The sequence below is a fragment of the Micromonospora sp. CA-248212 genome (assembly GCF_050948405.1).
In the GTDB taxonomy this organism is placed as follows: domain Bacteria; phylum Actinomycetota; class Actinomycetes; order Mycobacteriales; family Micromonosporaceae; genus Micromonospora.
Genome location: NZ_CP192023.1, coordinates 6,619,031 through 6,634,921 on the forward strand (window position 1 = coordinate 6,619,031; position 15,891 = coordinate 6,634,921).

Here is a 15,891-nt window from a genome sequence, read left to right on the forward strand (position 1 = left end):
GTGCCTGGTGAGGAGGGTGCCGTGATGACCGCGACACTGAACGACCAGACCGGACGTAAGAAGCGGCCCGAGCCGTCGGCTGAGGCGAAGGCCGCCGCCGAGCTGGTCCGGGCCGCGAAGGAACAAGGGCTGTCGCTGACCGGCCCGGACGGGCTGCTCAAGCAGCTGACCAAAACGGTCCTGGAGACGGCGCTGAAGGAGGAGATGACCGAGCATCTGGGCTATGAGAAACATGAGTCGGCTGGGGTGGAGTCGGGCAACGTCCGCAACGGCACCAGGGCGAAGACGGTGCTGACCGATAGCACGGGGCCGGTCCAGATCGATGTGCCCCGGGACCGGGCCGGCACCTTCGAGCCCCAAATCGTCAAGAAGAGGCAGCGGCGCCTGTCCGGGGTCGACGAAGTCGTGTTGTCGTTGTATGCCAAGGGTTTGACCACCGGGGAGATCTCGGCGCATTTCGCGGAGATCTACGGGGCTTCGGTGTCGAAGGAGACGATCTCGCGGATCACCGACAAGGTGATCGAGGAGATGACCGACTGGTCGCACCGCCCGTTGGATGAGATTTACGCCGCCGTGTTCATCGACGCGATCGTGGTCAAGGTCCGCGACGGGCAGGTCGCGAACCGGCCCTTCTACGCCGCTATCGGGGTCACGCTCGACGGGGAGAAGGACATCCTCGGGTTATGGGCCGGCTCGGGTGGTGAGGGTGCGAAGTTCTGGATGAGCGTGCTGACCGACCTGCGTAACCGGGGCGTGAAGGACGTGTTCTTCCTCGTCTGCGACGGCCTGAAAGGTCTTCCCGAGGTGGTCACGAACGTGTGGCCCCGCACGATCGTGCAGACGTGCATCATCCATCTGATCCGCAACACGTTCCGGCTCACCTCCCGCAAGTACTGGGACGCGCTCAAGCACGACATCAAACCGATCTACACCGCCGTCAACGCGGCGGCGGCCAGGGCCGCGTTCGAGGACCTGGCAGAGAAGTGGGGCGAGCGGTATCCGGCGGTGATCCGGCTGTGGGACAACGCCTGGGCGGAGTTCATCCCGTTCCTCGACTACGACGTCGAGATCCGGCGGGTGATCTGCTCGACCAACGCGATCGAGTCGTTGAACGCCCGCTACCGACGGGCGATCAAAACCCGCGGCCACTTCCCCAACGAGCAGGCCGCGTTGAAGTGTCTGTACCTGGTGACCCGATCCCTGGACCCCACCGGAACAGGCAGAACCCGATGGACGATGCGCTGGAAACCCGCGTTGAACGCCTTCGCCATCACCTTCAGCGACCGCTTCCCAGCCGCTGAAACCTACTAACCAAGATCGCCGGAAACACCGTTAGCGAGACAGCCCCATCAAGAGGTTTGCGTCAGCGGAGGCACGATTTCTGACGCAAACCTCTTGATCAACAAGGTTCAAGAGGGGGTGGAGGGGGGTGGGGTTGGGGTGGGGGGGTTAGGCGTGTTCGGTTTTTGTGGCGGGGTGTTGGGGTGGGGCGGGGTGGGAGAGTTCGGTGCTGAAGCGGGTCGAGTCCGCCGCCAGGTCCGGGTGTTCCACGTCGAGGGCGAGCGCTACCGCCTCGTCGAGGCTCAACTCGACGCCCTCCGAGTACGCGTCGTCGAACGCGACGTCGCCCATCATCGCCCGCAGCTCCGACTGCTGGTCGGCCCAGTAGCCGCCGTAGATGCCCGGTGTCGCCCGCATGCTCGCCCGGGTGGCCTGCGCCGCGCCGAACAGCCGCGCGGCGGTCGTCGGGTCCCCGCCGAGCGCGCACCGAACCGCGATCGCGTGCAGGGTGTCGCAGGCCCGGCCGTGGTAGCCGTGCCCCATCCGTGAGCGCAGTGCCACCAGCAGGTGCTCGTGCGCGGCGATCACGTCGCCCCGGGCCAGCGCGACCATCCCGAGCAGCATGTCCACCGAACGCCGGCCGCGCTCGACCGGGCGGGCGGCCTCGACCGGACGCGCCGCGCCCAGCAGGTCCGCCGCCTCCGCCAGCGCCCCCCGCCGCCAGAGCAGCTCGGCCAGGCTGAACACCGCGAACAGCGCCTCGCCCACCACGTCCTGCCCGTGCGCCCAGTCGATGACCTCCCGGCAGACCCGCTCGGCCTCGAAGAACTGGCCCATGTCCACGAGCGGCGCGGCCCGGCCGGCGAGCACCCGGGCGAGCAGACCGGCGTCACCGGCCTGCCGGGCGGCGGCCTCCGCCCGCTGCGAGTAGCGCAGCTCCTCCGCGAACTCCCCGTCGGCGCCGGCGTGCAGCGAGTGCATGTGGTACGCCGCCGCCAGCTCCGCGTCCGGGATCCGCTCGCCCGTCTCGGCGATCCGTCCGTACAGCCGGAACAGCCAGAGTCGACCCTCCCGCGCCAGCCCGCGCTCGCGCCACCACTGGTCCAGCCCGCCCGTGAGGCGCAGACCGGCGCGGGCGCTGCCACCGGTGGCACACCAGCGCAGCGCGGCCCGCAGCTCGTCAGCCAGCGGGTCGAGGGTGTAGAGGGACAGCGTCACGGGTCGCCCGTCCGGGCCGAGGTGGGCCCGATCCAGAGCGTGCGCCGACCAGGCCACGTGCCGGTCGCGGGCGGCCTGCTCCTCGCCCGCCTCGGCCAGCCGCCGCGCCGCGTACGCCCGGATCGGGTCGAGCATCCGGTAGGAGCTGCCGGCGGCCCGCGGCTCGGCCAACACCATCGACTTGTCCACCAGCACCGACAGCGGATCCAGCGGGTCGTCGCCGAGCAGCCACTCCACCGTCGGCAGGTCCACCGGCCCGGCGAAGACGGCCATCCAGCGCAGCAGCCGCGCGGCCCGCGGCCCCAACGTCCGGTACGACCAGGTCACGGTGGCCTGCATGGTCAGGTGCCGTTCGGTGGCTGACCGCTGCACGGCCCGGCTCGCCGCGGTGGGCGGCGGCGTACCGATCGCCGCGGCCACCAGGTCCACGGTGTCCTGTTGGTTGCCGGACCAGCCCCGCTCCACCGGCGGCGGCTCCGGGTCCTCCCGGCCGGCGTCCAGGGTGCCGAGGACGTCGTCCAGCCGCTCGGCGAGCTGACCGACGGAGAGCACCCGCAGCCGGGCGGCCGCCAGCTCGATGGCGAGCGGCAGCCCGTCCAACCGCTGCACCACCCGGCGAAGATCGGCCGACTCGGCCTGCTCCGGCTGCCGGCCGCCACGGGCCGCAGCGGTACGGTCCAACAGCAGCGCGACCGCGTCGCTCTCCGTGCCGTCGGCACGTGGGTCGACCGAGAGCGGCGGGATCCGCCAGACCACCTCGCCGGGCAGGCTGAACGACTCGCGGCTGGTCGCCAGCACCCGCACGCCGCCCCCGCCGGAGAGCAGCCGTGAGATGACCTCGCCGCAGGCGGCCGGTTGCGTGTCGCAGGTGTCGAGCACGACAAGCATCCGGCGGGCCGCCGCGTACTCGACGAGCGTGTCCAGCATCGGGCGGCCCGGCTCGGGCCGCAGCCCGAGCACCGCGGCGATCGCGAACGCCACCAACCCCGGGTCGGTCACCGCGGCGATGTCGACGAACCAGACCCCGTCGGGGTACGCCTCGACCACGCCACCGGCCAGCTCCACGGCGAGTCGGGTCTTCCCCGCGCCGCCCGCGCCCAGCACCGTGACCAACCGGTGCCGCTCCACCAGCCCGCTCAGCTCGGCGCGCTCGACCTGCCGCCCGACGAACGACGTCACCTGGGTCGGTAGGTTGTGCGCCACCGCCTCGGCGGTACGCGGGCGGGGGAACTGCCGTTCCAGCCCGGGAGCGACCAGTTGGAACAGCCGCTCCCGGTCGTCGAAGCCACGTAGCCGGTGCAGGCCCAGGTCCAGCAGGGTGGCGCCGGGTGGCAGTGGGTCGGCCCGGCGGGCCGTGGACGCCGAGCAGAGCACCTGACCGCCGTGGGCCGCCGCGGCCACCCGGGCTGCCCGGTGCACCTCGGGGCTGGCGTACTCCCCGTCGCGGGGCTCGGCGTAGCCGGTGTGCAGACCCATCCGTACCCGGGGCGCGGCCTCCGCGGTCGGCCAGTCGTGGTTCGCCAGGGCCCGCTGGGCGGTCAGGCAGGCCGTCAACGCCGCCGCCGCGTCGTCGAAGGCCAGGAAGAACGAGTCGCCTTCGGTCAACAGTTCGGCACCACCGGTGGCGGCCAGAGTGCGCCGCAGCAACCGTCGATGCTCGGCGAGCACCGGGCGGTAGTCCGCGCCGAGCAACTGGGCCAGCCGGGTCGAGCCCTCGATGTCGGTGAACACGAAGGTCACCCAACCGCTCGGGAGCTGGATCCGTGGCGACATGCGTGGAACCTCCGCCCGTGACGTCGGGTTCATGCTGCCTGAGTCCGAGCGGTCACGCATCGTGAGAACGGCCGGGCAGGTGCCGCCTCAAGGTGCCACTCGAACCCGGTCCCGGCAAGGGCGGTTCACGAGTCTGCCGCCGAAACCGCCGGGTCAGCAGCCGCAGGCGCCACCGCAGCAGCCGCCACCACCGGCCGCCGGCGCGGCGCCGCGACCGGTGACCGACACCGCCGAGAGCAACTTGACCGTGTCGGCATGGCCCTGCGGGCAGGTGGCCGGCGCTCCGGCCGCCGCCATCGGACGGTTGACCTCGAAGTTGTCGCCGCAGGCGCGGCATCGGAACTCGTACCGGGGCATGCCACCAAGGGTACGTGGACCTGACGCCCGTCGGGACATGAGTGATACTCGACGGGTGGTGGACGGCGAGGACAAGACGCGTGTGCAACCGCTTCGACCGGCCGCGCCGCTGGACGGGCCTCTGGCGGAGTCGGGCGCCGCGCCGGATCCGGCGCCTCCGGCCGTGCCTCGCCCGCGCCGCCCCTGGCTGGGCAGCGGCACGACCGACGCTGCTCCTGCCTCGACAGTCGACGCCCCCGCCGACGACCGGGGCGAGCACGCCGCCGACGATGACACTGCCGCGACGGCGGCCCCCGCCGCCGACGCGGACACCGCCGGTACGGACACTGCCGCCGCGGATCGGGCCGACGGAGGCACCGACATCCCGGCGCGCGACAACACCGACGGCGACGACCCGGCGAAGACCGACCCGGCGACCGCCAACACCACGACCGCCGACCCGGCGAAGACCGGCACCACCGACGCCGACCTGGTGAAGACCGGTGCCACGGCCGCCGACCCGGCGAAGGCGAAGGCGGGCGACGCCAACGCCGATACCGCCACGACCGGCGACGGGACGGTCGCGGCGGGCGCGACCGACCTGACGGCGACCAAGGTGGAGGGCGTCGCCGTCGTACCGGCGGTCACGCCTGGTCGGCGGCGGCGCGTGCCGTTCGCGCACGCCGTCCGGCTGCCACCGCCGCGCCAGGCCGCGGTGACCGCCGCTCGGGCGACCCGGGAGTGGTCGCGCCGGCCCAGCGGTCGACTCACCGTTCCGGGGGTGTTCCTGCTGGCCCTGGTCGCGGCGACCGCCGCAGCGGGAGCGCTGCTCGTCCCGGCGACCATCGGCGGGTCCAAGCCGGTGGCCGTCGACGCCTCGGCCGCACCGACCGTGGCCGTGCCGCCGGCACTGCCACTCGACCCACGGCCGACCGGCCCGCTGCCCACCGGGGCGGTGCCGACCGGGGCGTTCCCCACCGGCGTGGTGCCGACCGGGCCGGCCGTCGCCCCGACGATCGGCGGTCGCCCGTCGGACGCCCTGGCCGCTTGGGCGCAGCAGGTCGGGCCCAAGGTCGGCATCCCGCCGACCGCCATGCGGGCGTACGGGTACGCGGAGCAGATGCTTGCTCAGACCAACCGTAGCTGCGCGTTGAGCTGGACGACGTTGGCCGCGATCGGTCAGGTCGAGTCCGGGCACGGCTCGGCCAACCGCGCGCAGTTGGGTGCCGACGGCAAGGCGCTTCCGGAGATCATCGGATTGCGGCTGGACGGCACGGGCGGCCGGATGCGGATCATCGACACCGACCGCGGCGCGCTCGACAAGGACAAGATCTACGACCGGGCGATCGGGCCGATGCAGTTCATCCCGACGACCTGGCAGGAGATCGGGGCCGACGCCGACGGGGACGGGGTCAAGGACCCGCACGACCTGGACGACGCGGCGCTGGCGGCCGGCAACTACCTCTGCAAGGGTGGCCGCAACCTCAGCATCCCGGGAGACTGGTGGAACGCGATCCTGTCGTACAACGACGTACGGCGGTACGCCCAGGCCGTCTACGACACCGCTGACCGGTACGGACGGGCCAGCCGCCTGTGATGTGATCGTCCACGCACATTGGAGGACCGGACACTTCCCCCGGGCAGCCGTTAGCGGCAAGCTAGACGGGTGATGGTGCGCGAGTGGGACCCCAGGACCGCCTCGTCCGCCGAGATCGCGTCGCTGTTGACCACGTTGAACGCGGTGCTCGCGGCCGATCTGCCGCAGGACCCGCCGTGGCGGGAGACCTCCCTACGGGAGTATCTCGGCGAGGTGATGCCGGGTGAGCGGCGGATCTCCTGGCTCGCCCAGGCCGAACCGAGCGCTCCCGGCGAGGTCGGTGCCGTCCTCGGCCAGGTCCACGTGCTGCTGCTCGGTGACATCGGTGTGCTCGAGGTGCTGGTCCACCCCTCTGTACGACGCGGCGGCCTCGGTCGTGACCTGGTTCTGCGCGCGGCCCGGCGGGTCTACCAGGAGGGCTTCCAGTCGATCGGCGTCGAGGTGGTCGGCGACACGCCGGCCGTGGCCTTCTACGAGTCGCTCGGTTTCACCCGTGAGTACGTGGAGACGCGCAGCGTGCTCGACCTGACGTCGGTGGACTGGGCCGAGTTGACCGAGATGGCCACCGGGATTGGCGCGGGCTACCACCTGGAGTTCTATCCGGGCGGTCCACCGGACGACCTGATCGAGTCGTACGCGCGGGCCAAGGCCGAGGTGCGCGACGTCGAGGACGGCGAGCTACGTCCCAGCTCCTACGACCCGGAGCGCCTGCGGGACAGCCTCGACACCCTGCACCGGCGCGGCATGAAGCCGTACATCGTGCTGGCCCGGCACGAGCAGAGCGATGAGGTGGCCGGGCTGACCGAGGTCGTGGTGCCCGCGCAGCACCCGACCCGCGCCGACCAGTACGACACCATCGTCGGGCAGGACCACCGGGGTTACGGCATCGACCGGGCGATCAAGGCGCGGATGCTGCTGGAGCTGCGCTCCGCCGAGCCGGAGTTGGCCGAGGTGCAGACCTGGAACGCGCAGGCCAACGAGGCGATGCTCAAGGTCAACGCGGAGCTGGGTTACCGGCCCGACCGGGACTGGTGCGAGTACAGCGTCGACGTGGCCGAGCTGGTGCACCGCCTCGATCAGCCACGCTGAGGAATTCACGAAAGTGTCCACTAGGGGATGGACGGTGGACAGTGGGGCACCTTAACGTGCGGTGACCCCGTCCACCCATCGTGGAGGCCCTATGCGCCCGCGCCGCACAACAGCCGCGCTCGCGATCGCCACCGCCGCAGTGACCGTCACGGCCCTCGGCGTCACCCCCGGCGCGGCCAGCGCCGCGCCCACCGACCTGTTCATCTCCGAGTACGTCGAAGGCTCGTCGAACAACAAGGCGATCGAGCTGTTCAACGGCACCGGCGCTCCTGTCGACCTCACCGCTGGCGGCTACCAGCTCCAGCTCTACTTCAACGGCTCCACGACGGCGACCACGATCGCGCTGACCGGGACGGTCGCCGCCGGGGACGCCTTCGTGTTCGCCAGCGCCTCGGCCGGGGCGGCCATCCTCGCCCAGGCGGACCAGAGCACCGGGGCGAGCCTGTTCAACGGCGACGACGCGATCGTGCTGCGCCGGGGCACGACCGTGCTCGACTCGATCGGGCAGGTGGGCGTCGACCCGGGCACCGAGTGGGGCAGCGGCACGACCAGCACGGCGGACAACACGCTGCGCCGGCTGCCGTCGGTGACCGCGGGCGACACCGACCCGTCGGACGCGTTCGATCCCGCCGCCCAGTGGGCTGGCTTCCCGGTCGACACCTTCGACGGGCTCGGCTCGCACAGCGTGGACGGCGGTGGGCCGGTCGACGTCCCGGCGACGGTGACCTGCGGCGGCCCACTGGTCACCGCATCGGGGACGGCGGCGAGCCGGGAGGTCACCGCCACCGACCCGGACGATGAGATCGTCGACCTGGCGGTTACCGCTGTCAGCCCGACGCCGGCCAGCGGCTCGATCACCCGTACCGCGTTCACCCCCGCCGACGCGGTGGGCGGCACGGCCCGCGCCACGGTCGGCGCGAGCGCCGACCTCACGGCCGGGGCGTACACCGTCACCGTGACCGCGACCGATGCGGGCGGTGGCACCGCGAGCTGCGCGCTGGCCGTGCAGGTGACCCGGGAGCTGACCGTCGGGGAGGTGCAGGGTCCGACCACCGACGCCGAGTCCGCCGCCGACCGGTCACCGCTCGCACCGGCGAGCGGCAACGGCACGAGCAGCACGATGTACGACGTCCGTGGCGTGATCACCCAGCGGACGCTGGCCCGTACGGCGGCCGGGGCGGAGCAGAACGGGTTCTTCCTGCAGAGCCGCAGCGGCGACACCGACGGCGACCCGACCAGCTCCGACGGCATCTTCGTCTTCATGGGCACGTTCACCTCGCTGGTCGGCGGCTACGTGCCGACGGTCGGCGACGAGGTGGTGCTGCGGGCGCGGGTGTCGGAGTACTACAACTTCACCCAGCTCTCCGGTGCGTCGCTGGTCCGTCGGATCGCCACCGGCCTGGACGTGGACACGGCGGTCTCGGTGGCCGACGCGGTGCCTCCGGTCGAGTTGACCGAGGCGCAGCGCTGGTGGGAGCGGCACGAGGGTGCCCGGCTGCGGGTCCGCGCGGGCAGCGGCGCGGCGAGCGGCCGCGACGTCTTCTCGTCCACCGCCGACGCGGAGCTGTGGGTCGTCGACCGGGACGATCCGCTGCTGGACCGCGCCGACCCGTACGCCCGGCGGGTCTTCCGGGACTCGCACCCGCTGGACAATGACCCGACCCGGCGCTTCGACGACGGCAACGGGCAGCGGGTGCTGCTCGGCAGCATGGGCGTGAAGGCCACCGCCGGTGACAGCACCGCGCTGCTCCCGCCGGCGCACACCTTCGACACGCTGCGCGCCGACGCGGTGGGCGGCGTCTACTACTCGTTCGAGAAGTACGGCGTGCAGGTCGAGCGGGCCGAGTTCGACGCCGGGGCCGACCCGTCGAAGAGCAACCCGCCGAAGCCCGCCGACCGCTCCCAGGAGGTCGCGGTCGCGACCTACAACGTGGAGAACCTGTACGACTACCGCGACGATCCGTTCGACGGCTGCGACTTCACCGGCAACGCCGGCTGTACCGGTGTCAGCCCGCCGTTCGACTACGTGCCGAGCAGCGAAGCCGACTACCGCCAGCACCTGACGTCGCTCGCCGACCAGATCGTCAAGGATCTGCACGCACCGGATCTGATCCTGGTGCAGGAGGCCGAGGACCAGGACATCTGCACGGTCTCCGGGACGGCGCTGGCCTGCGGCGACACCAACAACGCCGACGGCGCTCCGGACAGCATCCAGGAGTTGGCGCTCGCGGTGGCGGCGGCCGGCGGGCCGGCGTACGCCGCTGCCTACGACCGGACCGGGGCGGACGCCCGCGGGATCACCGCCGCGTTCCTGTACCGCACCGACCGGCTGTCGCTGGCGGCGGCGACGGCGGGCGATCCGCTGTTGGGCGCGACGCCGACCGTCCAGTACCGCGCCGCCGGCCTGCCGGGCAACGCCGACGTGCAGAACCCCAAGGCGCTCAACGCGGTGCTGCCGTCCGACGTGGACACGTCGACGGGCAAGGACGGGAACAACGTCTTCACCAGGGCACCCCAGCTGGGCAGGTTCAACGTGGCCGCGGCGCCGGGCTCGACCGAGCGGTTCACCCTGTGGGCGCTCAGCAACCACTACTCCTCCGGTCCGGACAGCCGGATCGGGCAGCGGCGGGAGCAGGCGGCGTACGGAGCGGCGATCGTCACCGCCATCGAGGCGGCCGACCAGGACGCGCGGGTCGTGTACGGCGGTGACCTGAACGTCTTCCCCCGCCCGGACGATCCCATCGCCACCGCCGCCCAGCCCACTCCGTCGGACCAGCTCGCTCCGCTGTACGAGGCGGGCCTGCACAACCTGTGGGACAACCTGGTGGCGGACGTGCCGGCCTCGGCGTACTCGTACAGCTTCGAGGGGCAGGCGCAGACGCTCGACCACCTGTTCGTCAACGACGCGCTCTACGGCGACCTGGTGCAGGTGCGGGCGGCGCACGTCAACGCCGACTGGCCGGCGGAGTTCACCGGTGACGGCTCACGGGGTTCCAGCGACCACGATCCGCAGGTGGCGAGGTTCCGCTCGCGGGCGGCGTTGACCGTCGCCGACACCACGGTGGTCGAGGGCGACCAGGGCACCCGGCAGCTGGTGTTCACCGCCACCGTCTCACGGCCGCTGTCGCAGCCCGTGCTGCTGTGCGCCGCGACCCTCGGTCTCACGGCGCAGGCGGGCTCGGACTTCGACGCGTACGCCGGCTGCAAGGTGTTGGCCGCCGGGGACACCTCGGTGACCTTCCCGGTCAGCGTGCGGGGTGACCGGCGACGCGAGTCGGACGAGAAGCTGACGCTGCTGGTGGCCGGCGTGCCCGGCCTGCGACTGGCCGACCCGCTGGCGACCGGAACCATCACCAACGACGACTGACGACCCACGCGCCAGCGCGCTCGATCCAGGATGTAGTGGCCTCCGCCGATCAAGGAGGCCACTACATCCTTGTTTTCGCAGGAGTTGCCGCGCGGACGCGGTGGCGACGGGACGAGGGGCGGTCGGATGTAACGCCACGTCGTCGCCGAGCCAATGAAGGGGTGTAAGGACGGCCAACGAGAGGACGGCCTGTGAACAGCCCGAGCCCCGGCGGGGACGACCTGACCATCATCGGTACGGATCCGGCCGCTTTCGAACGCTTCTACCGTCGGCACGTCGAGACGATCGGCCGGTTCGTGGCCCGCCGCGTCGACGACCCACACACCGCCGCAGACCTCACCGCTGAGGTGTTCCTGGCGGTGATCGACTCCGCAGCCGGTTACCGGCCCGAGCGCGGCAACGAACTGGCCTGGCTCTTCGGTGTGGCGCGGAACGTCATCGCCGCCGAGCACCGCCGGGCGACCCGACTTATGCGGGCCGGCGGTCGGCTGGCGGGACGACGGCTGTTGGACGCGGACGACATCGCCCGGATCGAGGAGCGCATCGACGCGGAATCGCTGGCCCGGCGCACCTACCGGGCCCTCGGAGGGCTGCCGGAGCACACCCGCGCCCTGCTGGAACTCGTCGCCGTGGATGGTCTGTCCCTTACCGACGCGGCCGGTGCGCTCGGGATCTCCCCGGTCGCCGCCCGGGTCCGCGTGCACCGGGCCCGCCGGGCGATCCGCCTCGCGCTCGCCACGTCCGAATCCGCGCTGGTCTGACCCGGAGGAATGAGCGCCATGACCCACACCGAGAAGCCACTGGGCACCTTCGAGGAACGACTCCTCACCGAACTGCGGGAGCACATCGCCACCCGGTCCCCCGACACGGCCTCGATCGCGCCTGCGGTCCGTACGCCCCGCCGGAACCTCCGGTGGCGCGCACCGGGCTGGCGGCTGGCGGGCATCGGCGGGCTGGTCGCCCTGCTGACCGCCGGCGGGCTGCTGACCCAGACGCTCGGCGACGCCCCGCCGACGGCGAGCGCGGCGGAGGTCCTGACCGCAGCGGCGGGTTCGGCCCGTCAGCAGCCCGACCTGGTGGCCCGCCCCGGCCAGTACCTCTTCGTCGAACTGCGACTCACCTACCGGGAGCGGCCGACCGCCGGCCCGTACGTCGTCGAGCGGCTCCAACGCTGGGTGCCGGTCGGTGACGGCACGACCTGGCAGCAGCGACGGCGGCTGGAGAGCCGCCCCGACGAGTGGCGTACCGACGACGTCTCGGACATGTCACCGCCGCCCGGCTACTTCCAGGGCCTGCCCACGGAGCCGGAGCAGATGGTCCGCTACCTGCGGGACCATCCGGTCCCCGTGGACCTGCCCGCCGGGGCGGACCTGGAGGCCATCAGGAACAACCCCACGGCGATCTTCGGCGACGGCACCTGGATGCTGGAGGGCTACGTGCCGCCCCAATCACGCGGCGCGCTGTTCGAGGCGATGGCCCAGGTGCCCGGGGCCACCGTGCTGTCCGGCGAGGTTCGGGACGCGGCCGGCCGGCGGGGGGTGGCGTTGCGGACGCCGGGCGTGATCGGCGCGCACCTCGACCTGATCTTCGACCGGGAAACCCACGCCTACCTCGGCAGCCGCCGTCTTCTGGTGCGCGACGGCCGGGAGATGCCCTACACGAGCACCGCCGTCACCCGGATCGCGGTGGTCGAGCGGCCGGGACGCCTGCCCTGATCGTCATGGCGCGCGGGCGACCAGCGGACTGCGGACCGGACGGAGTCAGAGGTCGCAGAGGCGGCGACCGGAGCCGATGTCGTCGAGCGCCGCGTGCAGGTCGCGGATGCGCCGCTCGGCCTCGGCGGTCAGCCGATCGTGCAGGCCCTGCCAGTCGGCCGGCTGGGGGTCGGGGGGCAGGGCCGCGAGCAGTTCGCGGATCTCGTTGACGGTCAGACCGATGCGCTGGGCCACCCGGGCCACCCTGATCCGGCAGGCCGCGTCGACGTCGAAGCGCCGCTGGTTGCCGCCCGTACGGGCAGCCGTGATGAGTCCCTGCCGCTCGTAGAACCGCACGGCGGAGCCGCTGACGCCGCTCTCCCGGGCCACCTCGCCGACCGTCAACGCGCCCATCGTCATTCCCCCGCCGCCATTGACTTCATCATTACTTCAAGTCCTAGCGTCCGAGGCATGACTACGCAAGAGAACACCGCACCGACCGTCGCCGTGCTCGTCGGGAGCGTCCGGCAACCTCGGGTGGGCCGCTCGATCGCCGACTGGTTCGTCGCGCACGGGAGCCGCCGCGCGGACCTGGACCTGGACCTCGTCGACCTCGCCGAGGTGGCGCTACCGTTCGCCGACACCCCTCCCGGCGGCAATTCGACCAGCCCCATCAGTGCCCGCCTGGCCGCCGCCGACGCGTTCGTGGTGGTGACGCCCGAGTACAACCACAGCTTCCCGGCCGCCCTGAAGAACGCCATCGACTGGCACTACCGGGAGTGGGCCCGCAAGCCGGTGGCCTTCGTGTCGTACGGCGCCAGCTCCGGCGGCATCCGCGCGGTGGAGCAGCTCCGGCTGGTCTTCGCCGAGGTGCAGGCCGCCACGACCCGCTCCGGGGTGGTGCTCCGGGCGCCCTGGGAACGACTCGACGCCGACGGGCGGCTGGTCGACGACGAGCCGCTGCGGCAGGCGGCCGACGCCACGCTCAGCGAGCTGGCCTGGTGGGCCGAGGCGCTGCGCACCGCCCGCCGGGTCCGGCCCTGAACAGACGACATGGACACGTCTGCGCGACGGCTCGGCTGGTACCTGACCCTGGGTGGCCTGCTCGCGGTGATCGACACCACGGTCACCGTGGTAGCCCTGCCGAGGCTGGTCGACGACCTCGACACCAACCTCACCACGATCGGCTGGGTCACCAGCGGCTACGCGCTCGCCCTGGTCGCGGTGATGCCCACGGCGGCCTGGGCGATCAGTCGCTTCGGCGCCCGCCGCACCTACCTGACCGCGCTGCTGCTGTTCACCGCCGGTTCCGTGTTGGCCGGGGCCGCCTGGAGCGTCGGGTCGCTGATCGCGTTCCGGGTGCTGCAGGGGCTGGGGGGCGGACTGCTCAACCCGGTCGGGATGGCCGTCGCGCTCGCCGCGGTTCCGCCGGGACGGCGCGGGCGGATGATGAGCCTGCTCGGTCTTCCGGTACTGGTCGGGCCGCTCATCGGGCCGGTGCTGGGTGGGCTGCTGCTCGATCACGCGTCCTGGCGGTGGATCTTCTGGATCAACCTGCCGGTGGGGCTGGTGGCGATGGTGCTCGGCCGGTCGGTGCTGCCGGTCGCCGATGCGGGACGAGCACCGGTCCGGCTGGACGTCGTCGGGCTGCTGCTGCTCTGCCCCGGGCTGGCGCTGGCGGTGTACGGCCTCAGCGTCACCGGCGAGCGGGGTGGGGTCGGCACCGCCTCCGTGCTGCTGCCGTTCGCGTTCGGCGTCCTGCTGGTGGTCGCCTTCGCCGTGCGGGCCGGCCGGGTCCGGCAGCCACTGCTGCGCCTGGCGGTGCTGCGCGCGCCGGGGATGACCCCCGGCGCCGCGACGGTGGCCCTCTTCGCCGCCGGATACTTCGGCTCGTTCCTGATCCTCCCGGCCTACGTGCAGGTGGTACGCGGTGACTCGGCCACCCTGGCCGGGGTGATCGGCATCCCGCAGGCGCTGACCACCGGGCTGACGCTCCAGGTCGCGACCCGGCTCGTCGATCGCGTCTCGGCGCGGCGGGTGGTCGGGCTGGGCATCTGCACCGCCGTGGCCGGCACGGTGGTCCGGGTGCTGGTGCTCGACGCCGACACGTCGTACCCATTGCTGGCCGCGCTGGGCGCGGTCATCGGCCTGGGCATGGGTGCCACGCTGATGCCGACGATGACGGCGGCCAGCCGGTCGCTTCCGCCCGACGACGTGCCGTCCGGCTCCACCCTGCTCACCACGGTGTCACACACCTCGGTCGCGGCCGGCACCGCGCTGATCGCCGCCGTCCTGTCCTTCCTCACCGACCGGGTGGCCCCGAGCCTGGGCGGCGGGGGCATCACGGCGGCCGGCCGGCTCGACCCGGCCGGACGGCTCGACCTCGCGCCGGAACTGGCGCTGGCCACCCGGCTCGCGCTGGCGGTCTCGGCCGTGCTGTTGGCGCTCGCCTGGCTGACCAGCCGGCGACTTCCGACCACCGTCGCGGGCGCCGACGAGGCGGTTGGCCCGGGCGGAGCCGGGGAGCCGCTCAGTAACGCTGGCGGAGCAGACCGGCGGCCTCGACCGCCCAGTAGGTGAGGATGATCTGCGCGCCGGCCCGCTTGATCGAGGTGAGGGTCTCCATCATCACCCGCTCCCGGTCGATCCAGCCGTTCGCGGCGGCGGCCTCGACAGTCGCGTACTCGCCGGAGACCTGGTAGGCGGCGACCGGAACGTCCACCGCGGCCCGGACCGCCGACACCACGTCGAGGTAGGGCAGCGCCGGCTTGACCATCACCATGTCGGCGCCCTCGGCGATGTCGAGAGCCACCTCGCGCAGCGACTCACGCACGTTCGCCGGGTCCTGCTGGTAGCTGCGCCGGTCACCCTCCAGCGCCGACTCCACGGCGTCGCGGAACGGGCCGAAGAACGCCGAGGCGTACTTCACGGCGTACGCCAGCACCGCCACGTCCTGGTGCCCGGCGGCGTCGAGCGCCCGGCGTACCACCCCGACCTGGCCGTCCATCATCCCGGACGGCCCGACCACGTCGACCCCGGCGGCGGCCTGGGCCACCGCCATCTCGGCGTAGGCGGCCAGGGTGGCGTCGTTGTCGACGTCGCCGTCGGGGGCGAGCACCCCGCAGTGCCCGTGCGAGGTGAACTCGTCCAGGCACAGGTCACTCATCACGACGGTGGCGTCACCGACCTCGGCCACCACGTCGCGGATGGCGACGTTCAGGATGCCGTTCGGGTCGATGCCGCCGGACCCGGTGGGGTCCCGCTGCTCGGGGACCCCGAAGAGCATGATCCCGCCGACGCCGGCCTGCACGGCCTCGGCCGCCGCCTTGCGCAGCGAGTCCCGGGAGTGCTGAAGCACCCCCGGGAGCGACGCGATCGCCCGTGGCTCGGTCAACCCTTCCTTGACGAACATCGGCACGACCAACTCGGCCGGGTCGACCCGGGTCTCGGACACCAGCCGGCGGATCGCGGGGGTGCGGCGCAGACGGCGGGGCCGGATCTCGGGGTACGACATGGAAGGGTCCTCCTGAACGACG

At 72.4% G+C, this 15,891-nt stretch carries 12 protein-coding genes; 8 read left to right on the plus strand and 4 right to left on the minus strand.

What is annotated here, in order from left to right:
- Window positions 1-24 precede the first annotated feature (24 nt).
- Window positions 25-1,311, plus strand: coding sequence for an IS256 family transposase (locus ACQP03_RS31160; RefSeq protein ID WP_357175977.1), 1,287 nt, complete (start codon window positions 25-27; stop codon window positions 1,309-1,311).
- A 138-nt stretch (window positions 1,312-1,449) separates the two neighbouring features.
- On the opposite strand, the gene ACQP03_RS31165 is transcribed toward ACQP03_RS31160, so the two are convergent.
- Together ACQP03_RS31165 and ACQP03_RS31170 are read right to left on the minus strand one after the other, a co-directional pair.
- Window positions 1,450-4,272, minus strand: coding sequence for an ATP-binding protein (locus tag ACQP03_RS31165; RefSeq protein ID WP_357172316.1), 2,823 nt, complete (start codon window positions 4,270-4,272; stop codon window positions 1,450-1,452).
- Window positions 4,273-4,425: 153 nt separating this feature from the next.
- The gene (locus tag ACQP03_RS31170) at window positions 4,426-4,629 is read right to left on the minus strand and encodes an FmdB family zinc ribbon protein (protein WP_433459386.1); all 204 of its coding nucleotides are present in this window, start codon (window positions 4,627-4,629) and stop codon (window positions 4,426-4,428) included.
- A gap of 37 nt (window positions 4,630-4,666) precedes the next feature.
- Between ACQP03_RS31170 and ACQP03_RS31175 the strand changes: the two genes are divergently transcribed.
- The 5 genes from ACQP03_RS31175 (at window position 4,667) to ACQP03_RS31195 (ending at window position 12,376) form a co-directional block, all read left to right on the plus strand.
- Window positions 4,667-6,205, plus strand: a complete 1,539-nt coding sequence (locus ACQP03_RS31175) for a lytic murein transglycosylase (RefSeq protein ID WP_433459388.1) — start codon at window positions 4,667-4,669, stop codon at window positions 6,203-6,205.
- A gap of 72 nt (window positions 6,206-6,277) precedes the next feature.
- Window positions 6,278-7,294, plus strand: coding sequence for a GNAT family N-acetyltransferase (locus tag ACQP03_RS31180; RefSeq protein WP_357129264.1), 1,017 nt, complete (start codon window positions 6,278-6,280; stop codon window positions 7,292-7,294).
- 91 nt (window positions 7,295-7,385) lie between these two features.
- A complete protein-coding gene (locus ACQP03_RS31185) occupies window positions 7,386-10,661 on the plus strand; it encodes a lamin tail domain-containing protein (RefSeq protein WP_433459390.1) in 3,276 nt (1,091 codons plus the stop codon).
- A gap of 191 nt (window positions 10,662-10,852) precedes the next feature.
- Window positions 10,853-11,422 carry an RNA polymerase sigma factor gene (locus ACQP03_RS31190; RefSeq protein ID WP_357129221.1) on the plus strand — a complete coding sequence of 190 codons (570 nt, stop codon included), beginning with the start codon at window positions 10,853-10,855 and terminating at the stop codon, window positions 11,420-11,422.
- Window positions 11,423-11,440: 18 nt separating this feature from the next.
- On the plus strand, window positions 11,441-12,376 hold the full coding sequence (locus ACQP03_RS31195) for a CU044_5270 family protein (RefSeq protein WP_357129218.1): 936 nt from the start codon (window positions 11,441-11,443) through the stop codon (window positions 12,374-12,376).
- Between the two features lie 45 nt (window positions 12,377-12,421).
- Here the strand turns inward: ACQP03_RS31195 and ACQP03_RS31200 are convergent, their stop codons facing one another.
- Complete coding sequence (locus tag ACQP03_RS31200) at window positions 12,422-12,769, minus strand: MerR family transcriptional regulator (RefSeq protein ID WP_357129215.1); 348 nt, start codon at window positions 12,767-12,769, stop codon at window positions 12,422-12,424.
- 57 nt (window positions 12,770-12,826) lie between these two features.
- On the opposite strand from ACQP03_RS31200, the gene ACQP03_RS31205 reads away from it, so the two are divergent.
- Together ACQP03_RS31205 and ACQP03_RS31210 are read left to right on the plus strand one after the other, a co-directional pair.
- Window positions 12,827-13,399 carry an NADPH-dependent FMN reductase gene (locus tag ACQP03_RS31205; protein WP_357129212.1) on the plus strand — a complete coding sequence of 191 codons (573 nt, stop codon included), beginning with the start codon at window positions 12,827-12,829 and terminating at the stop codon, window positions 13,397-13,399.
- A gap of 9 nt (window positions 13,400-13,408) precedes the next feature.
- Window positions 13,409-14,935, plus strand: a complete 1,527-nt coding sequence (locus ACQP03_RS31210; protein ID WP_357129209.1) for a DHA2 family efflux MFS transporter permease subunit — start codon at window positions 13,409-13,411, stop codon at window positions 14,933-14,935.
- On the opposite strand, the gene hemB is transcribed toward ACQP03_RS31210, so the two are convergent.
- A complete protein-coding gene (gene hemB, locus ACQP03_RS31215) occupies window positions 14,886-15,869 on the minus strand; it encodes a porphobilinogen synthase (RefSeq protein WP_357129206.1) in 984 nt (327 codons plus the stop codon). The genes ACQP03_RS31210 and hemB overlap by 50 nt on opposite strands.
- Window positions 15,870-15,891 lie beyond the last annotated feature (22 nt).